The following is a 21619-nucleotide window of genomic DNA, read 5'->3' on the forward strand; positions in this document are numbered from 1 at the left end:
AGGCGATGACGATGCCCCCGCGGCAAGGCGAGCTGACGATCGAGCGGATGTGCGTGCTGGCTGGCGTCAGTCGGGCCAGCTATTACCGGCACTGGGCGGCTTCCGCCCCACGTGCCGAAGAAACCGGCGTGCGGGACGCGATCCAGCGGCTGGCGCTTGCCTATCGGCATTACGGCTATCGCCGGATCGCCGCCCAGTTACGCCGTGAAGGCTTGGCGGTGAACGGCAAACGCGTGCTGCGCCTGATGCGAGAAGACAATCTGTTGTGCTTGCGGCAGCGGCCGTTCGTGCCTGTGACGACAGACACGCGCCACCCCTGGCGCGTGGTACCGAACCTCGCCCGCGGCATGGTGCCGAGCGGCCTCGACCAGCTCTGGGTGGCGGACATCACCTACATCCGTCTGCAGGAGGAGTTCGCCTATCTCGCCATCATGCTCGATGCCTTCAGCCGGCGCGTGATCGGCTGGGCTCTGGAAACGCACCTGGAGGCGCGTCTGGCGGTTACAGCGCTCTCCATGGCGTTGGCGGTGCGCCAGCCGACGCCCGGCAGCCTGATCCACCACTCCGATCGCGGCATCCAGTACGCCTGCGGCGACTACACCGACCTACTTCAGCGGCACGACATTGCCCCGAGCATGAGCCGGGTCGGCAATCCCTACGACAATGCCAAGGCGGAGAGCTTCATGAAGACCCTCAAACAGGAGGAGGTCAACGGCCAGACTTACCGCGATGCGCAGCATGCCAGAAATGCAATCGGCGCCTTCATCGAGGACGTGTACAATCGCCAACGGCTACACTCGGCCCTGGCTTATCGGCCGCCAGCCGAGTTCGAAGCAAGTTTACCGCGATGCGGGGCTGCTGCGCAGCAGCCCCGCATCGCGCCCGTAACCCATCAACCGGCCCAGCCGCCTCAGGCGCTCGGCACCTGTCCCTGATTATCGTGTCTCACATCAGGGGTGCAGTTCACTATCCGCGGATGGGCCTGTCCCGGATTGCGCTTCGCTGCATCCGGGCTACGCGCCGATCGCTGCGTCTCTCAATTCATCCCCTGCGCGCCGCGCACCAGTCTGCCCGGGCGTCCGCCGGTGGCCTTGCCCTCGCGCTGGGTCACGATGCCCGACACGATGGTGGCGTCATAGCCGTCAACCTGCTGCAGCAGGCGGCGGCCGCCGACCGGCAGGTCGTAATGCACCTTCGGCGGATGCAAATGCAGCCGGTCATAATCGATCACGTTAACGTCGGCCTTGAAGCCAGGAGCGATCACGCCGCGATCATGCAGGCCGACCGACAGCGCGGTCTTGCGCGACTGTGCCGCGACGACGAACGGGATCGAGAGCTTCTCGCCGCGGCTGCGGTCGCGCGTCCAGTGCGTCAAGAGATAGGTCGGGAAGCTGGCATCGCAGATGATGCCGCAATGCGCGCCGCCGTCGGACAGGCCCGGCACGGCGCTCGGCTCGCGCAGCATCTCATGCACGGCGTCGAGATTGCCGTCGGCGTAATTCAGGAACGGCACATAGAGCATGCCGCGGCCCTCGTCGGTCAGCATCGCGTCATAGGCGAGCTCTTCCGGCTGCCGGCCCTGGCGCCGCGCCTGCGGGCCGAGCGCGTTCTCCGGCGGCTGCTCATAGTCCGGCGGATTGCCCAGGAGGTACATCTTGTCGTAGTTCGGCCGGAAGAACAGCGGATCGTCGGTCGCCGTTGCGCTCTCGCTCAGGATCGCCGCGCGCACCTCGGGCCGGCGCAGCTGCGCGAGCCGCTCGGCCAGCGGCAATTTGGCGATCTCGCGATAGCTCGGATGGGTCTGGAACGGGTTGCGCGACAATTCGAGCCCGAGCAGCAGCCCGACCGGCCGCGCCGCGATCTGGGTCGTGATCGACAGGCCGCGGGTGGCGGCTTCATTGATGGTGTCCATGGTCTGCCGCCAGCGCCGCGGCGCCTTGTCAGCCTGGGCGACGGAGAACGAGATCGGGCACCTTGTGTTCTCCGCGACCCGCAGCATCATCGGCAGGTCTTCGTGCACGGTGCTCTGGTCGAGCACGAATTGCAGCACGCTGCGGCCGACGCCGTGCATCGCGCCGGCGATCGCGGTCAGTTCATCCTCGCCGGCTTTCAGCGTCGGCGTGTAGTCGCCGGTCGAGGTGCGGTGATTGAGCGTGCGCGAGGTCGAGAAGCCCAGCGCGCCCGCACGCACGGCGTCGCCGGCGAGCGCCGCCATCGCCTTGTTGTCCTCGGCCGTTGCGGGATCGCGGCGTGCGCCGCGCTCGCCCATCACATAGACCCGCAGCGCCGCATGCGGCAGCTGCGCGCCGATGTCCATGTCGAAATTGCGCTTCGACAGCCACTCCATGTAGTCGGGGAAGCTCTCCCACGCCCAGGGAATGCCGGCGGAGAGCACCGGCTCCGGAATGTCCTCGACGCCTTCCATCAGCTGGATCAGCCTGGTGTGGTCGCTCGGCCGGCACGGCGCGAAGCCGACGCCGCAATTGCCCATGATCGCGGTGGTGACGCCGTTCTGCGACGACGGCGTGATGTCATGGCTCCAGGTCACCTGGCCGTCGTAATGGGTGTGGACGTCGACGAAGCCGGGCGCCACCAGCTTGCCGCGGGCGTCGATCTCTTCCTTGCCCTTCGCCGAGACCTTGCCGACGCCGGTGATCTTGCCGCCTGTGATCGCGACATCGGCTTCATAGAGGTCGCCGCCCTTGCCGTCAGCGATGGTGCCGCCGCGGATCACGAGGTCTGGGGTCGAGGTCATGGCATTTCATCCCGAGGCTGTTTTTGGTTGACGGCATCATGGGTCAGCCCCTGATGCTGTCAACCAGCGCCGATGAAGCTCTGGGATGCGCTGGCGCTGATTTGCCAGCTGGGATCGAGCGTTGCCGTCCGGCGGAAATTTGTTCCGCCGGCAACCCGCCGCGAACTTATCGCGCGCCGAAGAACGCTGTCTTCTGGGTCTCTTCGGCCTGCAGCCTGGCGCGAACGCGCATCAGATCCTTCCAGCCGATATAGCCGACGAGGCGCTGGTCCTCGCGCGAGATCACAGGCAGATGCGAGACGTTGACCTGCATCAGGCGGTCGGCGAGCCGGTCGAGATATTCGTCGGGATAGGCGACGGTGATCTTGCTGCCGGCCAGCAGCTGCTTGAGCGTCGCGGTGCGATGCTTGCCGGCGCGGCGCCAGCGCAGCACGGAGGGCGGGTCGATCACGCCGAGCACGTGATGGCTGGCGTCGACGACGGGAAAGCTCGGGTGCCCCGTCTTCGGGTTGGTCAGGAAGGCGGCCGCGCCGTGCAGCGTCATGGTGTCGGCGACGGTCTCGACCGCCTTGGTCATGACGTCGCGCACGCGGGTCAGCGCGAACGGATCGACGCGGTACTCGCGCACCAGATGATGGCCGCGCCGCGCCACCTTCTCGGTCAGGATCGAGCGCCGCATCAAAAGCACCGTGACGCCATGCGCGGTGCCGCAGGCCGCGATCAGCGGCAGCAGCACATGGGTGTTGCCGGTGAGCTCGACGGCGAAGAAGGTCGCGGTCAGCGGCGAGCGCATCGTGCCACCCATCGTCGCCGCCATCGCCAGCAGCGCCCAGAAGCCGGGGCTCGCTTCAGGCAAATAGCCGCTCAGCGCCGTTCCCATCGCACCGCCCATGATGAGCAGCGGCGCCAGCACGCCGCCCGACGTGCCCGAGCCGAGCGCGACCGACCAGATGACGGCTTTCACCACGAGCAGCAGCAGCGCGGCCTTCAGCACGACGTCGCCGCTCAGCATCGACGCGAGGTTGTCATAGCCGACGCCGAGCGCCTGCGGCTCGATCAAGCCGCCGAGGCCGACGACCAGGCCGCCGATCAGCGGCCACCACATCCAGTGGATCGGCAGCTTGAGGAAGATGTCCTCGCAGCCATAGACCAGTTGGGTGAGCACGCCCGACAGCAGCCCGGAGAGGATCCCGATCAGCATCCAGGCGCCGAGCTGCAGCACCGAAATGTCGACGCCGCCGGTGAACGGGAACAGCGGCGCGGGCATGTGCAGGAAGGTGCGTCCGACCGCTGCCACCACGGCGGCGACGGTGACGGGAATGAAGCTGCGCGGCGTCCATTCGAACAGCAACAGTTCTACCGCGAGCATGATCGCGGCGATCGGCGTGCCGAACACGGTGGTCATGCCGGCGGCGGCGCCCGCCACCAGCAGGGTCTTGCGCTCGTTGTCGCTGACCGGGAGCATCTGCGCGATCAGCGAGCCGATCGCGCCGCCGGTCATGATGATCGGGCCCTCGGCGCCGAACGGGCCGCCGGTGCCGATCGACACCGCCGACGACAAGGGCTTCAGGATCGCTACCTTGGGGTCGAGCCGGGAACGGCCGAGCAGGATAGCTTCGATGGCTTCGGGGATGCCGTGCCCGCGGATCTTCTCGCTGCCGAAACGCGCCATCAGACCGATGATCAGCGAGCCTGCGACCGGCACCAGCACGGTCCAGAGCCCGAGCGGCGAATCCTGCAATTTCAGGTCGGCGAAGCTGAACTGGCCGAAATAGGCGATGTTGGTGGCAAGCTTGATCAGCTGCAACAGTCCCGCGCCGGCCAGCACGCCGGCGGCGGAGACGAACACGGCGATCGCCGAGATCACCACGACGCGGGGATCGGTGGTGAAGTCGCTCAGGAGGTGGCTGGCCTTGTCGCCGATCTTGGCGGAGGCGCTCGATTTGGTGGAAATGACGCTCATTGGTGGCGTAAGGCTCGGGTGAAGTGGACGCGGGGCGTCATATCGCATTGCGATATAATTACAAGCGGGAGACATCGAATGGCAGCGTTGAAAGGACCGTCGAAATCGCCGAGGCAGGACCCAAAGCGGGTTCCCAGCCAGGGCGATTACGAAACGCTGTCGCAATTTCGCTATCTGATCCGCCGTTTTCTGGAGTTCAGCCAGGATGCCGCGAAGGCCGCGGGCCTGACGCCGCGGCAGCATCAGGCCTTGCTGGCGATCAGGGGATATCCGGGCGGTGGCCCGGTTGCGGTCGGCGATCTGGCCGAACGGCTGCGGCTTCGTCACCACACCACGGTCGAACTGGTCGACCGGCTGTCCGAGGCCGGGCTGGTCGAGCGCGTGCTGGATCCGGCCGACCAGCGGCGGGTGCTGCTGAAATTAACCGGCCTTGCAGCCGATCATCTCGCCGAACTGTCGGCGGTCCATCTCGATGAGCTGTCGCGGATCGAGCCGCTCCTGAAGCAGGTGCTGTCGCGACGGTCGGAATGAATTCACGTCGCGCAAACTCTATCCACGTCATTGCGAGCGGAGCGAAGCAATCCATAGCTCAGCAGCACGAGAGATGGATTGCTTCGTCGCTATCGCTCCTCGCAATGACGGCGGTGAAAGCCTCTCAGGCGCGCGGGCTGGCGGCCTCGGCCTGATACGCCGAAGCCTGCGGCTTACGCTCGGTGACCAGGGCAAGCAGCACGGTCAGCACCATGAACACCACGGAGGCGCCGAACACCCAGTGCGGCATGTGCTGGTCCATGATCCAGCCGAACAGCAGCGGGCTCACGATGCCGCCGAAGTTGAAGCCGGTGGAGACGATGCCGAAGGCGCGGCCGGCGGCGCCGGGGGGCGCCGCGTTGCGCACCATCATGTCGCGGGACGGCGCGATCACGCCGCCGAGGAATCCGGCGAGCCCCATCGCCAGCGTGAGCGGCACGGGCGGCAGGTTCGTCAGCGCGATCAGGAGCACCAGCACGGCATTGACCGCAAAGCAGGCCGCAGCGACCTGGCTGTGGCGGTGGGTCCAGTCGGCGAGATAGCCGCCGGCGAGCACGCCGGCCGCGCTGGCGCCGAGGAATGCGGTGAGCGCGATATTGGCCGTCGAGAACGACGCGCCGTAGCCGCCCATCAACGCGACCACGCCGAAATTGTTGATGCCCGAGGTCGACAGGCTGAGCAGCGTGAAGAAGGCCGTCAGCACCATCAGCGCCGGCGTGATCACGCTCGCCTTCGGTGCCGCATCGTCCTTTGCTTTGTTCTTGTTGGCGCCGGCATCGGGAATCCCGAGCACGATCAGGAACAGCGCCACCAGCGGACCGACCGCGCCGGCGACGATCAGCGCGCCGAGGCCGCCGATCGAGGCGACCAGCGCCGCCATGATCGCGGGCGCCACCGCGCCGCCGAGGAAGCCGGCAAAGGTATGGATCGAGAATGCGCGGCCCATCCGCGCCTCGTCCATATGAGCCGAGAGGATTGCATAATCGGCCGGATGATAGACGCTGTTGGCAAGGCCGAGCAGCACCGCGCAGACGATCAGCGACGTATAGCTGAGATGCAGGCCGAGCCCGATCAGCGCGCAACCGCCGATGGTCAGTCCGATCAAGAGGATCTTGCGTGCGCCGATATGGTCGGCGAGGTAACCGATCGGCGCCTGGGTCAGCCCGGAGACCACCGCGAACACCGTCAGCGCGAGGCCGAGCTCGACATAGCCGACGCCGAGCTGCTGCTTCAGGAACGGGAACAACATCGGCAGCACGAAGATATGGAAATGGCTGACCCAATGGGCGACCGAAATCCCCGTCAGCGTGCGCAGCGCGCTGTCGGCCTTCGCTTGCTGCGGTGCGGCCAGAACGTCGACCATGTCGTCGAAAACCCCAGTTCCATAGCGTTTTCAAGCGAAGTTAGTACCGGTTCGCGTGAAGAAAACGCGTCAAACAAAATGCCCGGCAGGGCCCGCCGAAAATAGAGATTGGCCGCTAATTGTCCATGAACGCGGGCGCATGGCTGCCCCCGGCGCGGGCGTGCCGGATCGACACATGCGGCATTAAATGCGGCGACAAAGCGCGGCGGCACGGCGATGATCGGCCATGATCGACCCCAAAAAGCAGCTCCGCGTGCTGGTGTCGGAGGGCTCCAGCACCTCCGGCCGCGAGGCGATCACGATCCTCGGACTGGCCGGCCATCACGTCGAGGTTTGCGACCCCTCGCGCTGGTGCCTGGCGCGCTACTCCCGCTTCGTCCGCAAATACCACCACTGTCCGCCGCTGCGGTCGGATCCAGCCGGCTTCCTGCGCTTCGTCGAGCGCCTGTTGGCCTCGCGGCATTTCGATGTGCTGCTGCCGACGCATGAACAGGGATTTCTGTTCGCCCGCGCCGCGGCGGGGCTGGCATCACGTACCGGCCTCGCGCTGCCGGATTTCGCCAGCTATCGCGCCGTGCACAGCAAGGCCGGCTTCAGCCGTCTGCTCGACCGGCTCGGTCTGCCGCAGCCGACGACCCGGATCGTGAACTCGGCCGAGGAGCTGCGCGAGGCGGTGCGGTTTCCATCCGTGGTCAAGACGTCGGTCGGCACCGCCAGCCGCGGCGTCTGGTTCGTGCGCGACGCTGGTGATCTCAATAGAGCGCTCTACGACCTCGAGTCCGCGGACGATTTTGCCGGCGAGGTGCTGGCGCAGGATCTGATCACCGGCACGGTCGAGAAGGCGCAGTCGGTGTTCTGCCACGGCACGCTTGTCGGCTTCCATGCCTACCGCCAGATTGCGGCCGGTGTCGGCGGCGGCGAGGCGATCAAGGAGAGCGTGAGCAGGCCGGCGATCCGCGCCGGCCTCGAGACCATCGGCGCGCATCTTCGTTGGCACGGTGCGCTCTCGGTCGACGTCATCATGCCGCTCGACAGCGCAACGCCGCTGTTGATCGACTGCAACCCCCGGCTGGTCGAGCCGATGAACGCCTTTCAGTCGGGCGTCGATCTGGTCGATTTGCTGCTGCGCGTCTCGCGCGGCGAGACCCCGGCGCCGCTGCCCGAGGGCCGCGCCGGGGTGCGGACGCATCTGGCGATGCAGGCGCTGCTCGGCAGTGCGTCGCGCGATGGTACGCGGCGTGACCTGATCCGGGAATGCGGCCGCATCGCCGCGGGCGAAGGGCACTACCGGGGAAGCAGTGAAGAGCTGACGCCGGTGCGGCTCGACTGGCTCAGTGCCGTGCCGCTGGCGATGACCACGGCGTTGCTGCTGGCATCACCGCAGATCGCCTCATCGCTCGCGCGCGGCGGTTTTGGCGCGCATCTGCTCGATCGCGGCAGCATCAAGGCGATCGAAAATGGCGATTTCCGATAGTATCCTTCACCGCGAATTCACTGCACGACCTTGTCTGCACGCTTCAATAGCTCGGGTGGGATCTCGACGCCCACGGCCCGGGCCGCCTGGAGATTGAATATCAGCTCTCGCCTGGTGACGACGCCGACCGGCAGGTCGCCCGGCTTCGCGCCCTTGAAAATCTTGTCGGCGAACGTCGCAAACTCGCGCCATGTATCGGCGACGTTGGCGCCATAGGTGATCACCCCGCCCGCGTCCGCCTGGCCGCCGGGAAACATCGCCGGCAAGCGGTTCTTCACGGCCAGTTCACCAACTTGCTTTCGATTGCTGAAGGGCACCGGCACTTCCAGGACCAGCAGCGCCTCCGCGCGTTCCTTTGCCATCCCGGCAATTGCGGCCTCCAGATCGTCCGCACTCTTGACCTTCACGATTTGCGGCTCCAACCCCAAGGCCTTGGCTGCGGCCTCGTTGGCACGGTCAATCGGAGCGAGCCCGCGTTCATCGGCGCCGGGGATCGTTTGATCGCTGAGAATCGCAACGCGCGTGATTCCGGGCAATGCCTCCTTCAGAATTTTGAATTGCTTGCTGGCCTGCTGCGGATCGAGGTTGGTGAGGCCCGTGATGTTGCCTCCCGGTTTTTCCATCGAGGCGACAAGCTTCAATGCAACCGGGTCGGTCACGATTGCAAAGATCACCGGAATCGTCGACGTCGCCTTCTGCGACGCCACCGACGCCGGGCCGCCGAGTGCAAGGATGACATCCACGTTCGCACCGACCAGCTCCGAGGCGAGGCCCGGAAGGCGCTCGAGCTTCGACTCGGCAAATCGCGGTTCGATGACGATGTCGGGGCCTTCGAGATAGCCGCGGTCGGCGAAGTCGCTCAGAAGGTTTTTCTTGATGGAGTCGAAGAGCGGCGACGGGCTGCCGTTGAGAAGGATTCCTACTTTCCTGGGGGCTTGTTGCGCATTGGACGGTTCGCACGTCGACGCGATCATGCAGAAGACCGTGAGCACCGCCTTCGCAAACCTCATGGCACCGCCCCCCGGGCAAGGACCCAGCGTCCATGCGGAGCCTAGCACGGCAACCAATCCGGAAGGGGGGCCAGCCCATGACCCCGCTGCGACCTAATGTCTGCTTGGCGACGATGAACCGGGCTCGGTAGCTCGCAAGCTACGAGGCCGCCGCCCGCGACCCGGCGCGCAACTGCGCCCGGGACATTTGGATGGACATCTGCCGCGCCTCACAATGGCTCGTCATCATTGCCGTAGCGGTCGAGCTTCGGCGTGGCGATGTCGCCGTCCTCGTAATAGTCATCGTCCTGCAGCGCTGCGGGCGGCGGAGGCTTCTTCGACTTGTCGTCGGTCTTGTCTTTGGTCTTGGCGCCGTCCTTGCTCGTCTTTCCGGCCTTGGCCATGCGTTTCCCCTGCACGGGTCAAATCAGCAGCCGGAATTCTACTCCAGTTTGCGGACGCTTGTAACGTGATGAGAGGGTGCGGCGGGGTCACACCTCGCCCCACCGGATAGCTCTAAAACGTCGCGCCGGCCTTTACCATGTAGGTGCGGCCGGGCAGCGGATAGGCCGAGAAGCGGCCCTCCGTGAACGTGCTCGCGATGGCGTAGTCGTAATAGAGCGCGTTGAACAGGTTGTTCACGCTCAGCGACCAGAAGAAGCGGTCATACTGCCCGCTCACCTTGATGTCGGCGGTGGCGTTGCCGGGAATCCGGCTCTGGGTGTTGGCCTGGTCGTTGTCCATGATGCGCGAGCTCCAGGCCCGCACCGTGGCGTCGAACACCAGATAGTTCTGCCAGATATTCCAGGTGACGCCGAGATTGCCGGTGTAGCGCGACACCAGCGGCACGTCGTTGCCGGCCCAGATGCCTTCGCGGAACACCGCGCGGGTGATCGCCATGCCGCCGCGCAGGGTGACGCTGTCGCTGACCTTGAGCGCCGCGCTGGTCTCCGAGCCATAGCGGCGGGTGGGGTCGAGGTTGGTGTTGTAGAACAGCACCGGATTGAAATGGATCTCGTTCTCGAGATCCATCAGATAGACGCTGGTCTGGACCTGGAAGCGGTTGGTCCTGACGCGAAAGCCGCCCTCGACGTCCTGCGAGGTCTGGGTCTTGAGCTGGAAGGTCTGCGGGATCGGGGCGAAGGTCAGCGGGTCGAATGACGGACCCGACGCGACGCGTTCGTCGACATCAGGCGTGCGGAATGCGCGTGCCGCGCGGCCGAACACCGAGAAGGTGTCGGTCAGGCGATGCTCGACGCCGACATGCAGCGCGTATTGCGTCTCGTTGCTGTCGAGCGGTGCCGCCTGCGCGTCGAACGCGAACGGCGCGTTCGGGTCGTAGCGATCGCGCGCCGAGACGCTGGTGTTCTGCACACGCGCGCCGTAGGAGAAGTCCGTCGTCGGCAGCACGCCGATCGTGTGCTGCCAGTAGCCGGCCACGGACTGCTGCTCGATATTGTAGATGTGGAACGGGTCGACGCCCTGATAGGCGCCGCGCGACTCGCGGAAGGTCGAATCGTAATAGTCGATGCCGGTCAGGATCGTCGACGGCATCCCCAGCATCACATTCTTGACGCTGAGCCGCGGCGTCAGCGACCAGGTCTGCAGCGCGGCGTCATTGTAGGTCGAAGCGAAGCTGATGGTCGGCACCTTGCCGAAGAAGCCGCTCTGCGTCTCGCGCTGCCGCCAGCCGCCGTCGACGATGAGGTCGACGCCGTTGATCAGCGTCCTGGTGAAGCCGGCCGTGACGCTGGCGGTTTGCTGGTTGGCATAGTCGAAGGGCGTCGCGGCGCCGCGGCGATCGATGAGCAGCTCGTTGACGCCGATCGACGGATCGACCAGCCGACCGCCGGGCAGGCCGAGCTTCTGGTCGCTGCCGGCGACGGTGAGGAAGGCGGTGAGATCAGGCGTGGTGTAGTTGATGTTGCCGACGGCGTTGCGCTGGTCGAGCGCATTGTTGACGCGGTAGCCGTCGGACTTGATGCCGTTGCCGTAGAACGAGGAGGACCACGGTCCGGAATTGAGCGCCGCGGAGACCGCGGCCATGCGGGTGTTGAACGAGCCGACTCCGGCCTCGGCCCGCATCGTCGTCGGCGGGCCGCCGACGCCGGTCTTGGTGATGATGTTGACCACGCCGCCCACCGCGTTGTCGCCGTAGAGCACGGCGCCGCTGTTGCCGCGCGTGATCTCGATCCGCTCGATCGAATCGAGCGGAATCGTGGTGAGGTCGAAGCCGGCCTTGTCGACGTCGTTAAGGCGGCGGCCGTTGAGCAGGAACAGCGTGTTGTCGGTCGCGAATGCGCCGAAACCGCGCAGGTCGACCGAGGTCTTGGCGCCGTTCGGCCCGCCATAGGGCGTTTGCAGCTGCACGCCCGGCACCTGCGCGAGGATCTCCGGCAACGACTGCACCGGCGAATGCGCGATGTCGTCGGCGGTGATCACGGCCGAGGAGGCGCCGACAATGCCGGCGAACTGGCGGCCGCCGCCGGTGCCACCCGTTCCGGTGGCCACGCCGGTCGCTGTCGTGCCAGATCCGCTGCCGCTGCCCGCATTGTTACTCTGCGTGGTGCCCGGCGCCGGGCGGCGCGGCGCCGGCGCTTCGTCGGCGGCCGGCCTGGCGCGCGTGACGTTCTGGTCGCCCGGCTTGGTGACTTCGATCGCCGGCAGCTGATCGGGAGCGGGCGCCTGCTGCGCCCGCGCGGCGGGGACAAGGATTGCCGGCGCGATCATCGTCGACGCGAGCAGAAGCGCGCGGTGTCGCCGATCGAGAGAGAAGGAGAACATAAGCGAGGCCTCGGCAACGTCAGTGGCACGTCACCGCGAACCAGTCTCACCATCGTGCTCACGGCATCAGGTGAAGCTCATGCCTGTACTCCCCGACCGGCATCCTCGCGTGTGACCACGGCTGACGGCAGGTCTCCTGGCTCGCGGGTCGTTACCCTTCGTCGCCTTCCCAGGACCGAGATTCCCAGTGGCCTGTGACGAAGGATTCACCGCATACAGTTGCGGGGGCAGCCGCGGCGTTGGGGAAGTTTCCCCGTACCGCATTCCCTTTTCATCTCATGAAAGAACCGTCATGTTCATCTAGGGTTCGGCCGGGCAGCAAAGTCAATCCGGCCGAAGTCGGGCGGCGGCCGGGCGGCCACGGTTTTTGTCGAGTGTCGCTTGTCTGCCACGGCGATCGCTGTAAGAGCATGGATTCAATGAGCGTGCAGGATTTTGCCTTGGCGGCCGAGGTCGCGGCGCGACGCCGGTGGGGCGCCACCGCGGCGCTGCTCGCGCTCGTGGTCCTGCTGCTGCTGATCTCGCTCGGCATCGGGCCGGTGCGGCTGTCGCCGCTTGCGGTGATCGAGGCGCTGTTCGGCGGCGGCAGCGATGTGGCGCAGGTGATCGTGCGCGAGATCCGCCTGCCGCGCACCATCCTGGCATTCGCGATCGGCGCTATTCTCGGGCTGTCCGGTGCGGCGCTGCAAGGGCTGCTGCGTAATCCGCTGGCCTCGCCGTCGCTGTTCGGCGCGCCGCAATCGGCGGCCTTCGGCGCGGTGCTGGTGATCGCGCTGGGCCTCGCCGATGTGCGCTCCTATGCGCTGCCGGTGGTGGCGATCATCGCCGCCTTCGGCTCGGTGTTCGCGCTGCTTGCGATCGCCGGCCGCAATGCCGGGCTCTTGATCCTGATCCTCGCCGGGCTTGCGATCTCGAGCTTTGCGGGGGCGGCGACGGCGCTGGTGATGAATCTCTCGAGCAATCCGTTCGTGGTGTTGGAGATCGCGTTCTGGCTGCTCGGCTCGCTGGAGGACCGCAGCTTCCAGCACGTGGCGCTGGCACTGCCCTTCATCGTCGCGGGCGCCGCCATCCTGCTCAGCCAGGCGAACGCCTTCCGCGCGCTGACGCTTGGCGAGGAGGCGGCGCAGAGCCTCGGCGTCGATGTCGGGCGGTTGCGGCTACTCGTCATCACGGGCGTAGCGCTCGGCGTCGGCGGCGCGGTCGCGGTCACCGGCACGATCGGTTTCATCGGCCTCGTCGCGCCGCATCTGATGCGTCCGCTGATCGGTCACGATCCGGCGCGGCTCTTGGTGCCGAGCGCGCTCACCGGCTCGGCGCTGCTGCTCGCGGCCGATATCGCGGCGCGCATCATCCCCTCGACCTCGGACATCAAGGTCGGCGTGCTGACCTCGATCATCGGCGTGCCGTTCTTCCTTTACCTCATCATGCGCGAACGCCGCGCGCTCGGCGGAGGTGTGGCATGACGCTGCTCTCCGCCGCCGCGCTCAATGCCTCGCTCGGCAGCCGCAAGGTGCTGCACGATATCTCGCTGTCGCTGCCATCGGGCCATCTGGTCGCGCTGGTCGGGCCGAACGGCGCCGGCAAGACCACGCTGCTGCGTGCACTGGCCGGGCTGATTCCCTCCGACGGCGAGATCCGGATCGGCGGCGATCCGCTGGCGTCGCTGCCGCTGCGCGAGCGTGCGAAGCGCTTTGCCTATCTGCCGCAGGGGCACATGGTGCACTGGCCGCTGCCGGCGCGCGACATTGTCGCGCTCGGCCGCTATCCGCACGGCGCGACCGATCCGGCGCGGCTGTCGCCGACGGATATGGAGGCGGTGCTGCGGGCGATGCAGGCGGTCGACGTAACTGAATTCAGCGATCGCCGCGTCACCGAACTCTCCGGCGGCGAGCGCAGCCGCGTCGCGCTGGCCCGGGTGCTCGCGGTGGAGGCGCCGGTGATCCTCGCCGACGAGCCGACCGCCTCGCTCGATCCGCGCCATCAGATCGACGTGATGCAGAAGCTGCGCAACGTCGCCGACACCGGCGTGCTGGTGATCGTGGTGACGCACGATCTCGGGCTCGCGGCGCGCTTTGCCGATCATGTGCTGGTGCTCGCGGAGGGGCGGCTGGCCGCACAGGGCGCGCCTGCTGAAGCATTGTCGGAGAGCGTCCTCGCCAGCGTGTTCCGGGTCAGCGCCTACCGTGCCGAATTTCAGCGCGAAGCCGTCATCGTGCCGTGGGCGGACGTCTGATGTGCGCAGGGTGCGGCCGCGAACTTCCTGCACCTCTCCCGCTTGCGGGGGAGGTCGCTGCGCTCGAAGAGCGCAGCGGGTGGGGGCTCTCTCCACAATATGACTCGCAGCGAAACCCCCACCCCAACCCTCCCCCGCAAGCGGGAGAGGGGGCGCACCTTTTCAACGGTGGCCATCTTGCTTCGCTTCATCGTGGAGTGATGGTCGCGATTCTGCTGTGGCTTATTTCTGCCGGTGCCGCGTCCGCCGCCGGACCGCGCATCGTCTCGATGAATGTCTGCAGCGACCAGCTTGTGCTGTCGCTGGCCGATCCGGACCAGATCATCGGTCTCAGCCGCTTCTCGCGCGATGCCTGGCAATCCTGGGCCGCCGAGAAGGCGCGAAATTTTCTGCGCCTGTCCGGCGAGGCCGAGGACGTGCTGCTGCTCAAGCCCGATCTCGTCGTGGTCAGCCTGTTCGACAAGCGCGCGACCCGCGACCTGTTGAAGGCCAACGGGCTGCACCTCGTCGAATTCACGGTGCCGCGCACGCTGGATGAGGTGAAGAACCAGATTCGCGCGATGGGCGATGTGGTGCAGCATCCCGATCGCGCGGAGGCTGCGATCGCGCGCCTCGATGCGGCGATCGCGCATGCGCGGGCGGCGGCGAGCGCGCATCATTACCGTGTGCTGCCGCTGGAGCGACGCGGCTTTGTCTCGGGCGACCATAGCCTGGTCAGCTCGCTGCTGGCGGCAGCCGGCCTCGCCAACGCCGCCGGCGAACTTGGCGTCGGCGCAGGCGGGTTTGCTTCGCTGGAGGCGATCGTAAAACTGCGGCCGGATTTCATCCTGGTGTCGGAAGCCGGCGACCGCGCCGAGGATGACGGTCGCGCCTTCCTGCTGCATCCGGCGCTGGAGCGCTTCTATCCGCAAAGCAAGCGCATCGTGCTGCCCGAGCGGCTCACCGTCTGCGGCGGCGTGATGCTGGCGGATGCGCTGGATCGGCTGACGGAAGAGTTGCAGCGAGTGACGCGGTGATCCTTCGTCATCCGTCATCCTGAGGAGCGCGTAGCGCGTCTCGAAGGATGCACGGCCCGGATGTCTCCAAATGTTTGCGGACAGGACGTGGCCGTGCACCCTTCGAGGCTCGCTCCGCTCGCACCTCAGGGTGACGGTCTCATATTTTCGTGTGGGCTAGACGGTTGGACGTTTACCCCATCACCACGGGACCGCCGGCCTTCTTCCACGCATCGATGCCGCCCTCGATATGGGCGGTGTTGGCCAATCCCGCCTTCTTCGCGGCGGCCACCGCCATCGCCGATCGCTCGCCGAAGGCGCAGAAGAACACGACGCGGCGGCCGGTCGCGGCCGCGACTTCGCGCAGCATGCCGCCGGGCTGCAAGGTGGCGCAAATCCCCGGATAGGGCGCGTGCAGCGCGCCCTCCAGCGTGCCGTGCTTGGCGCGCTCGCCGCTTTCGCGCAGATCGACCAGCAGGATATCGGGCCGGCCGAGGCTCGCGATGGCGTCGCGCGCGTTGAGGGAGAGACCTTCCTTGGCGAGTTCGTCCTGGTGCAGACCGACATGCATGTTGGCGGGCACCACGACGTCCATCAGCTTCGGGTTCGGCAAGTTGAGGTTGTTCATCAGCTCGACATAGTCGTCGATCGATTTGACCTGCAGCCGCGGATTGTAGCGCTTCTCCTCGCCGATGGTGGAGACGGTGTCGCCCTTGTAGTCATGCGCGGGGAACACCATGGTCTCCTCGGGCAGCTTCAGCAGGCGGTTGAAGATCGAATCGTACTGCGCCCGCGCGCTGCCGTTCTGGAAATCGGTGCGGCCGGTGCCGCGGATCAGCAGCGTGTCGCCGGTGAAGACGCGGTCGCCCATTAAATAACTATAGGAATCGTCGGTGTGGCCGGGCGTGTACAGCGCCTCGAGGCAAAGGCCCTCGATCGTCACCTTGTCGCCGTCGGAGACGCGCATCGACACCACGTCGGCCTTGCTCTGCTCGCCCATGATGGTGATGCACTGGGTGCGGTCGCGCAACTCGCCGAGGCCAGTGACGTGATCGGCGTGCAGATGGGTATCGACGGCCTTGACCAGCCTGAGGTCGAGTTCCTGCAGCAGCTTGCAGTAGCGGTCGGCCTTCTCCAGCACCGGATCGAGGATCAATGCCTCGCCGCCGGCGCGGCTCGCGAGCAGATAGCTGTAGGTGCCGGATACGCTGTCGAAGAGCTGGCGAAAGATCATGACGGCTTACCTATTCTCCGGGCCGAGTCATATGGAGGATATTATTCCATAGATAGGGTCCATTCAAAGCAAATCCATCCCCGTGCGACTCCTGTCCCGTCACCCCCGCGCAAAGGCTTCGCCTTTGTCGCTGGAGGTGCTCGCGAAGCGAGCCTCGAGGGTTCGACGGCCCGGATATTTCAGGGAAGGAGGGGCGGACGCGCGGAGGGGGCGGGGCCGTGCATCCTTCGAGGCTTGCTCCGCTCGCGCCTCAGGATGACGGGACATATTTCGCAATTTGGGCGGCCGCGACTACGGCCGCACGTAACTCCGGCCCTGCTCCTGCAGCTCCATCAGGTGCACCACGCCTGACGGTACGATGGTGGCGTCGGGGACGACGGCGATTAGGGTTACGGACGGACCAGCGTGTATCCGTTCTCGGTGAGCAGCAAAATTTGTGCGACGCCGACCTGCACGGAGGTGGCGGCGGCGATGTAGTCCGGCCGCTTGCCGGTGTCGCGCTCGATCGTGTCGACGGTGTTGAGGCAGATGTCGACCCGCGCGCCCTGCGCGACCAGGCTCTCGACCAGCTTGCGGTTCGGGTTGTCGGGCTTGAGCAGGTCGATGCCCGGGCCGAAGGCGACGATCTCGACCGCGACCTTGTCGGGATCGTAGTGCTTCATCAGATTGTTGGCGACGCTGATGACGAGGCCTTGCTTCCTCGGATCGTTGTCGGAGAGCTGCAGCACGACCTTGTGCTCGGCGAACGGCTTGTCCTGCAACGGCGCCAGCTGGGCGCGGGCGAGCGGCGTCGCCAGTGCGATCGCCGCAACGCCGAGCGCCGCGATCAGTGCGCGGCGCGTCATCCGTGCCTCGCGATGCCCGGGTTGTCCTCGACGCCTTTCAGCGTCACGCCGGGTTCGTCGCGGTTCGGCGGGCGGCCGGAGCGCAGATGCCTGGCGACGACATCCCAGATCGGCGCGCCGCTCTGCTGGTTGACCGAGGCCCAGCCCGCGACCTTGTAGTGCTTGCCGGCTTCGAGATGCTTGCCGTTGCCAAGCTTCAGCTCGGAAATGCGCTTGCCGACGGTCTCGCCGGGCGTGCAGGTGTAGGCGAGGCCGCCGACGCGGACCATGTCGCCGCCCTGCTGAAAATAGGGGTCGACGTTGAACAGATTGTCGCAGACGTCTTCCAGCACATCCTTGATCTGGCTGCCGGTCATCGTGGCGACGTAGGTCTCGGGATAGGTGATCGCGGTTTCCGACAGCACGTCTTCCATGGTCAGCGGCTGGCCGGCGAGCGTGGTGATGCCCCAGCGGAAGCCCGGCGACAGCGCGATCTCGGCGTTGAGCTCGTTCAGCAGCGCATCGCAGATCAACTGATCGACGGTGCCGGAGAAATTGCCGCGGCGGTAGAGCAGCCGGTCGGCCGAGGCCAGCTTGCTATTCCATTCGTCGACATGCGGATCGCGCATCTTGTCGATCAGCGTCTGCATCGCAGGATCGGGCTTCAGCAGTTCGGCGAACACCGGCAGCAGCCGGTAGCGGACATTGGCGACCTTGCCCTTGGCAAGATCGAGATCGAGCACGCCGATGAACTTGCCGTTGGAGCCGGCATTGGTCACCAGCGTGACGCCGCCGGCATTGGTCACCGTGATCGGGATCGGGATCGCGTCGTGGGTGTGCCCGCCGAGGATGACGTCGATGCCGGTGACGCGGCTGGCGAGCTTGAGGTCGACGTCCATGCCGTTATGCGACAGCAGGATCACCGCCTCGACCTTGTCGTTGTTGCGATGGCCGTCGACGAGCTTCTGCAGCTCCTCGTCACGGATGCCGAACTTCCAGTCCGGCGTGAAGCGCTTGGGATGCGCGATCGGCACATAGGGGAAAGCCTGGCCGATGATCGCGACGCGATGGCCGCCGATCTCCTTGATGAAGGACGGCTTGAACACCCGTCCCGAGGCCGGGTCGAACGCCTTGGCGTCGTTGAACGCGGCTTCCTCGGTCAGGAACACGTTCTGCGCCAGGAACTCGCCCTTGAAGCGCGAGAGATTGTCGCGCAGCACCTGCTCGCCATAGGTGAATTCCCAGTGCCCGGTCATCGCCTCGATGCCGAGCAGATTGGCGGCCTCCACCATGTCGGCGCCGTTCATGGCGTTGGCGAGCGCCGAGCCCTGCCAGAGGTCGCCGCCGTCGAGCAGGATCGAACGCTTTTCGCCGACATCGGCGCGCAGCTTGTCGACCAGCGTCTTCAGGTGGGCGAAGCCGCCGAGCCGGCCGAAGCGGCCGGCGGCCTTCTCGAACTCGACGCAGGTGAAGGCATAGGCGTCGGCGCTGTCGGGCCGAATGCCGAAGCGGTCGAGGAACGCCTTGCCGACGAGGTGCGGCGGCTGGCCGGCCATCGCGCCGACGCCGAGATTGACGCCGGGCTCGCGGAAGAACACCGGCTTCAGCTGCGCATGCGTGTCGGTCATGTGCAGGATGCGGGCGTTGCCGAACCGTTCGAGGTCGTAGACGCTGGCGGTGTCGGCGCTGCGCGCAAGGCGCGGCAGGCCGGCCGTCAGCGTTGCGGCGGCCGCAGCTTTCAGGAATTCCCGGCGGCGGATGATCATCATTCTCTCCGCGCGGCCCCTGGCCTGCGCGCTTTTAACGAACTTCCATGTCCTTCCAGCGTTCCTTTTCGCTGGTGGCCTGGAAGATCGAGGCCTTTGCCAGTGCCTCGGCCTCCGTGGCCTTGGCGACTGCGGTGTCGAAATCACCAGCCTCACCGGCCTTTTTTGCGGCAGATAATGTCGAGGCGGTGGTGGTCCACTGGTTGCGCAGGCTGCCGGCTTCCTTGTTGGCGGCTTCGGCCGCGGCGTAGGCCGCCTTGTAGTCGGCCTCGGAGGCGGCGAGGGCGCCGGTCGCAGATGCGATCAGCAGGGCTGATGCTGCGAGGACAGCTTTGATGGCCGCGCTCATGGCCTTGCTCCCGGACCCGAAATCGGCAGGCCGTTGCTGACATAGGACAGATAGTATTCGAGATTGCGGTACTCGTCGTCCTGCGGATTGAGCGGCACGCCGCGGATCTGGCTGTTGCAGGTGGTGAAGCGGCGGCTGGTGGTGCCCATGCCGCTCCATTCCGAGCGGTAGATCGGCATCGCGTTCAGGATGCCGAGCGCCGGCGCCAGCACCTCGGCGCGGATCCGCTCGCCCGGGCTCTGGATGTGGCAGGTGGCGCAGGAGAAATTGAGCTGGCCGCGGCGGGTGTAGAAATATTCCTTGCCCTTCTGATAGGCCTCCAGCGCGCGCGGATCGTTCGGGATCTTGATGTCCATCGGCTTGCCGCGCGAGGTGAAGGCCATGTAGGCGGTGAGCGCCGCCATGTCGTCCTTCACATAGGAGAACGGCGCCTCGCCATTGGCTTCGCGGCAGCGGTTGAGCGCGAGCTCGAGCGTGACGACCTTGCCTTCCTTCTCGTCGAAATAGGGATAGTTCTGGCGGATGCCGATGCCCTTGTTCGGGAAGCAGTCGGCGTAGGTCTTGCCGTTCTTGAACGGCGTCGCGAACATCTCCTTGCCGGCTTCGAGCGAGAACTCGTAGGGCGGAAACTGCTCCTTCTCCTCCCACTGCCTGTGCAGGTCCTCATTCATCGAATAGGGACCGTTGACGAAATCCTCGAGCTTCAGCTTGGGGAATTTGCTGGTGAAGAATTTCTGGAACGCCGCCTTGTCGGCGGCGGGATCGACGCTGTCGGCCGCGCTCGCTGGTGCGCACGCCAGCAAACCGAGCGCGAACGTGGCAATTGTTGCGCGGATTGCGAGGCGCCGCGTCATTGAATCTTCGCCGTGGTGGTGTCGGTCGCGCCCTTGTTGTCGACCCAGCTGACCTTCAGATCGTCGCCCTTCTTGCCGCCCTTGAACGCGAACTTGACATAGGGGTCCTTGGAGACGCCGCCGCCCCAGTCGGCGACGAACACCGGCTTGCCGTCATATTCGAAGGTGAGCTGCTGGATGAAATGCGGCGGAATGATCTCGCCCTTGGCGTCCTTGACGAAGCCGGAATCCATCGGATGCTGGATCAGCGCCTGCACCTCGGTGGTGTCGCCGTTTGACGTGGCGCGCACGCGAATGCTCGATGCCATCGGTTTAGTCCTCTGTTGTCGCGACAGCCCATCGACGGGCTCGCTTCACCTCTCCCGCTTGCGGGGGAGCATAGGCCGCCTTCAGCGGCCGTCTCTGAAGAACGCCGAAGCAAGGCTTCGGCTGCGTCGCATCGCTAGATGCGATCCGGGTGGGGGCTCTCTCCAAACGAAGAATGTCCATCGTGGCGATACCCCCACCCCAACCTCGAGAGCGAGCTTCGCTCGCCTCGGACCCCGCAAGCGGGAGAGCGGGCACAGCGAGTTCGCGGGTTCGATCGACGCTCATATATGCACTAGCCGCCGCAGCCGCCGACGGTGACCTTGATTTCCTTCTTGGCGCTGTAGAGCTTGCCGCCGGCCTCGACGATCACGGTGACGTTGCTGGTCTTCGCCATCTTGATGCGGTTGGCGACGGTCGGCAGCGTGCCCGCCGGAATCTTGTACGACGCCACCAGCGAAATCGGGTTCTCGCTCACCAGAAACGAGATCGAGGTGACATCGGCCAGCGTCGTGGTCGCGGAGATCGGCACCACCGCGCCGTTCTCGGCGATCTCCGGCGCGTCCATCTTGACCTTGTCCGTCGGCTCGGCGGTCTTGCCATAGAGCGCCTTGATCGCGTCGGCCTCGGTCTTCTGCTTGAATGCGTCTTCGGGATATTTGTCGTTGGCGGCGGCGAGCGCCTGCGGCACGTCGAACGGAATGACGCCGAGGCCGATCAGCGCGGCGACGCCCGCGCCCTTCAGCACCATCCGGCGCGCTTTGAAAAATTCGCTGGTCGTGATGTTCATCAAAAATATCTCCTCAAGCGACGGTTGCGGCGTCACAGCGTCTGCAGGAAGTCCACCACCGCGTCGATTTCCTTCTCGCTCAAAATCCGGTTTCGGCCGAACGGCGGCATCACCGTCTGTGGATTGCGCTTGGTCTCGTCGGTCACGATCGCGATCAGCTCGTCACGGCTGTATTTGGCCTTCAGGCCGCTCAGCTCGGGGCCGATCGTGCCGGGCAGGTCGCCGCCCTTGATGACGTGGCAGGTCAGGCAATTGCCCTTGCCGCGGTCGAAGGCGAGCTTTTGTCCCTCGGCGGCGGATTGGGCCTGCGCGGGCGCGGCCATGGCGGTGCCTGTCAGCAGCGCCAGGACGAAGGCTGACTTGGAGAAAGTGGCGATCAAGGACGTTTCCCGGGCTTCAATCTCGATGA

The 21619-nt window shown here is 66.0% G+C and carries 20 protein-coding genes and 1 riboswitch; of the genes, 6 read left to right on the forward strand and 14 right to left on the reverse strand.

Features of this window, described 5'->3' with window-relative positions:
- Positions 1-935 (forward strand): IS3 family transposase (locus tag IF803_RS29160; RefSeq protein ID WP_461194446.1); only part of this gene is annotated, 935 nt, incomplete at its 5' end.
- Positions 936-1036: 101 nt separating this feature from the next.
- Here IF803_RS29160 and IF803_RS29165 read toward each other — a convergent pair.
- Entirely contained in the window at positions 1037-2755 is a 1719-nt protein-coding gene (locus tag IF803_RS29165) for an N-acyl-D-amino-acid deacylase family protein (protein WP_461194448.1), read from the reverse strand.
- Positions 2756-2921: 166 nt separating this feature from the next.
- The gene (locus IF803_RS29170) at positions 2922-4718 is read right to left on the reverse strand and encodes a chloride channel protein (RefSeq protein WP_461194450.1); all 1797 of its coding nucleotides are present in this window, start codon (positions 4716-4718) and stop codon (positions 2922-2924) included.
- A 78-nt stretch (positions 4719-4796) separates the two neighbouring features.
- On the opposite strand from IF803_RS29170, the gene IF803_RS29175 reads away from it, so the two are divergent.
- Positions 4797-5249, forward strand: coding sequence for a MarR family winged helix-turn-helix transcriptional regulator (locus IF803_RS29175; protein ID WP_461194452.1), 453 nt, complete (start codon positions 4797-4799; stop codon positions 5247-5249).
- Positions 5250-5373: 124 nt separating this feature from the next.
- Here IF803_RS29175 and IF803_RS29180 read toward each other — a convergent pair whose 3' ends face one another.
- Positions 5374-6612 (reverse strand): MFS transporter, encoded by a 1239-nt coding sequence (locus IF803_RS29180; protein WP_461194453.1) that lies wholly within the window; start codon positions 6610-6612, stop codon positions 5374-5376.
- A 226-nt stretch (positions 6613-6838) separates the two neighbouring features.
- Here IF803_RS29180 and IF803_RS29185 point away from each other — a divergent pair, with 226 nt between their 5' ends.
- Positions 6839-8086 carry an ATP-grasp domain-containing protein gene (locus tag IF803_RS29185; protein WP_304498305.1) on the forward strand — a complete coding sequence of 416 codons (1248 nt, stop codon included), beginning with the start codon at positions 6839-6841 and terminating at the stop codon, positions 8084-8086.
- A gap of 17 nt (positions 8087-8103) precedes the next feature.
- On the opposite strand, the gene IF803_RS29190 is transcribed toward IF803_RS29185, so the two are convergent.
- The 3 genes from IF803_RS29190 to IF803_RS29200 all read right to left on the reverse strand — a co-directional run bounded on the left by IF803_RS29190 (position 8104) and on the right by IF803_RS29200 (position 11859).
- Positions 8104-9096 carry an ABC transporter substrate-binding protein gene (locus tag IF803_RS29190; RefSeq protein ID WP_461194455.1) on the reverse strand — a complete coding sequence of 331 codons (993 nt, stop codon included), beginning with the start codon at positions 9094-9096 and terminating at the stop codon, positions 8104-8106.
- A 209-nt stretch (positions 9097-9305) separates the two neighbouring features.
- Entirely contained in the window at positions 9306-9479 is a 174-nt protein-coding gene (locus IF803_RS29195) for a hypothetical protein (protein ID WP_016846987.1), read from the reverse strand.
- A 112-nt stretch (positions 9480-9591) separates the two neighbouring features.
- Positions 9592-11859: a TonB-dependent receptor gene (locus IF803_RS29200; protein WP_461194457.1), complete on the reverse strand. Its 2268-nt coding sequence runs from the start codon at positions 11857-11859 to the stop codon at positions 9592-9594.
- Positions 11860-11968: 109 nt separating this feature from the next.
- Positions 11969-12166, reverse strand: a riboswitch (cobalamin riboswitch).
- A 112-nt stretch (positions 12167-12278) separates the two neighbouring features.
- On the opposite strand from IF803_RS29200, the gene IF803_RS29205 reads away from it, so the two are divergent.
- From IF803_RS29205 to IF803_RS29215, 3 genes are all read left to right on the forward strand, one after another.
- Positions 12279-13322, forward strand: coding sequence for a FecCD family ABC transporter permease (locus IF803_RS29205; RefSeq protein WP_028343536.1), 1044 nt, complete (start codon positions 12279-12281; stop codon positions 13320-13322).
- Complete coding sequence (locus IF803_RS29210; protein WP_461194458.1) at positions 13319-14092, forward strand: ABC transporter ATP-binding protein; 774 nt, start codon at positions 13319-13321, stop codon at positions 14090-14092. Before IF803_RS29205 ends, IF803_RS29210 begins: the two co-directional genes overlap by 4 nt.
- A gap of 200 nt (positions 14093-14292) precedes the next feature.
- On the forward strand, positions 14293-15108 hold the full coding sequence (locus tag IF803_RS29215; RefSeq protein ID WP_461194460.1) for an ABC transporter substrate-binding protein: 816 nt from the start codon (positions 14293-14295) through the stop codon (positions 15106-15108).
- A gap of 172 nt (positions 15109-15280) precedes the next feature.
- On the opposite strand, the gene IF803_RS29220 is transcribed toward IF803_RS29215, so the two are convergent.
- The 8 genes from IF803_RS29220 to soxX form a co-directional block, all read right to left on the reverse strand.
- Entirely contained in the window at positions 15281-16321 is a 1041-nt protein-coding gene (locus IF803_RS29220) for an MBL fold metallo-hydrolase (protein ID WP_461194461.1), read from the reverse strand.
- A 389-nt stretch (positions 16322-16710) separates the two neighbouring features.
- Positions 16711-17166 carry a DsrE family protein gene (locus IF803_RS29225; RefSeq protein ID WP_461194463.1) on the reverse strand — a complete coding sequence of 152 codons (456 nt, stop codon included), beginning with the start codon at positions 17164-17166 and terminating at the stop codon, positions 16711-16713.
- A complete protein-coding gene (gene soxB, locus IF803_RS29230) occupies positions 17163-18911 on the reverse strand; it encodes a thiosulfohydrolase SoxB (protein WP_461194504.1) in 1749 nt (582 codons plus the stop codon). The genes IF803_RS29225 and soxB overlap by 4 nt, the downstream gene beginning before the upstream one ends.
- A gap of 34 nt (positions 18912-18945) precedes the next feature.
- Complete coding sequence (locus IF803_RS29235) at positions 18946-19260, reverse strand: hypothetical protein (protein ID WP_411784693.1); 315 nt, start codon at positions 19258-19260, stop codon at positions 18946-18948.
- Positions 19257-20114, reverse strand: coding sequence for a sulfur oxidation c-type cytochrome SoxA (gene soxA / locus IF803_RS29240; RefSeq protein ID WP_461194464.1), 858 nt, complete (start codon positions 20112-20114; stop codon positions 19257-19259). Before soxA ends, IF803_RS29235 begins: the two co-directional genes overlap by 4 nt.
- Positions 20111-20422, reverse strand: coding sequence for a thiosulfate oxidation carrier complex protein SoxZ (soxZ, locus tag IF803_RS29245; protein WP_016848045.1), 312 nt, complete (start codon positions 20420-20422; stop codon positions 20111-20113). Before soxZ ends, soxA begins: the two co-directional genes overlap by 4 nt.
- A gap of 293 nt (positions 20423-20715) precedes the next feature.
- A complete protein-coding gene (gene soxY / locus IF803_RS29250) occupies positions 20716-21210 on the reverse strand; it encodes a thiosulfate oxidation carrier protein SoxY (RefSeq protein WP_461194465.1) in 495 nt (164 codons plus the stop codon).
- Positions 21211-21242: 32 nt separating this feature from the next.
- Positions 21243-21533, reverse strand: a complete 291-nt coding sequence (gene soxX / locus IF803_RS29255; protein ID WP_051448082.1) for a sulfur oxidation c-type cytochrome SoxX — start codon at positions 21531-21533, stop codon at positions 21243-21245.
- Positions 21534-21619 lie beyond the last annotated feature (86 nt).

The organism is Bradyrhizobium sp. UFLA06-06 (assembly GCF_054820065.1).

Coding starts and splice junctions, on each gene's coding strand:
- IF803_RS29165 (WP_461194448.1), bottom strand. CDS start 2,755: ATGACCTCGACCCCAGACCTCGTGATCCGCGGCGGCACCATCGCTGAC.
- IF803_RS29170 (WP_461194450.1), bottom strand. CDS start 4,718: ATGAGCGTCATTTCCACCAAATCGAGCGCCTCCGCCAAGATCGGCGAC.
- IF803_RS29175 (WP_461194452.1), top strand. CDS start 4,797: ATGGCAGCGTTGAAAGGACCGTCGAAATCGCCGAGGCAGGACCCAAAG.
- IF803_RS29180 (WP_461194453.1), bottom strand. CDS start 6,612: ATGGTCGACGTTCTGGCCGCACCGCAGCAAGCGAAGGCCGACAGCGCG.
- IF803_RS29185 (WP_304498305.1), top strand. CDS start 6,839: ATGATCGACCCCAAAAAGCAGCTCCGCGTGCTGGTGTCGGAGGGCTCC.
- IF803_RS29190 (WP_461194455.1), bottom strand. CDS start 9,096: ATGAGGTTTGCGAAGGCGGTGCTCACGGTCTTCTGCATGATCGCGTCG.
- IF803_RS29195 (WP_016846987.1), bottom strand. CDS start 9,479: ATGGCCAAGGCCGGAAAGACGAGCAAGGACGGCGCCAAGACCAAAGAC.
- IF803_RS29200 (WP_461194457.1), bottom strand. CDS start 11,859: ATGTTCTCCTTCTCTCTCGATCGGCGACACCGCGCGCTTCTGCTCGCG.
- IF803_RS29205 (WP_028343536.1), top strand. CDS start 12,279: ATGAGCGTGCAGGATTTTGCCTTGGCGGCCGAGGTCGCGGCGCGACGC.
- IF803_RS29210 (WP_461194458.1), top strand. CDS start 13,319: ATGACGCTGCTCTCCGCCGCCGCGCTCAATGCCTCGCTCGGCAGCCGC.
- IF803_RS29215 (WP_461194460.1), top strand. CDS start 14,293: ATGGTCGCGATTCTGCTGTGGCTTATTTCTGCCGGTGCCGCGTCCGCC.
- IF803_RS29220 (WP_461194461.1), bottom strand. CDS start 16,321: ATGATCTTTCGCCAGCTCTTCGACAGCGTATCCGGCACCTACAGCTAT.
- IF803_RS29225 (WP_461194463.1), bottom strand. CDS start 17,166: ATGACGCGCCGCGCACTGATCGCGGCGCTCGGCGTTGCGGCGATCGCA.
- soxB (WP_461194504.1), bottom strand. CDS start 18,911: ATGATCATCCGCCGCCGGGAATTCCTGAAAGCTGCGGCCGCCGCAACG.
- IF803_RS29235 (WP_411784693.1), bottom strand. CDS start 19,260: ATGAGCGCGGCCATCAAAGCTGTCCTCGCAGCATCAGCCCTGCTGATC.
- soxA (WP_461194464.1), bottom strand. CDS start 20,114: ATGACGCGGCGCCTCGCAATCCGCGCAACAATTGCCACGTTCGCGCTC.
- soxZ (WP_016848045.1), bottom strand. CDS start 20,422: ATGGCATCGAGCATTCGCGTGCGCGCCACGTCAAACGGCGACACCACC.
- soxY (WP_461194465.1), bottom strand. CDS start 21,210: ATGAACATCACGACCAGCGAATTTTTCAAAGCGCGCCGGATGGTGCTG.
- soxX (WP_051448082.1), bottom strand. CDS start 21,533: ATGGCCGCGCCCGCGCAGGCCCAATCCGCCGCCGAGGGACAAAAGCTC.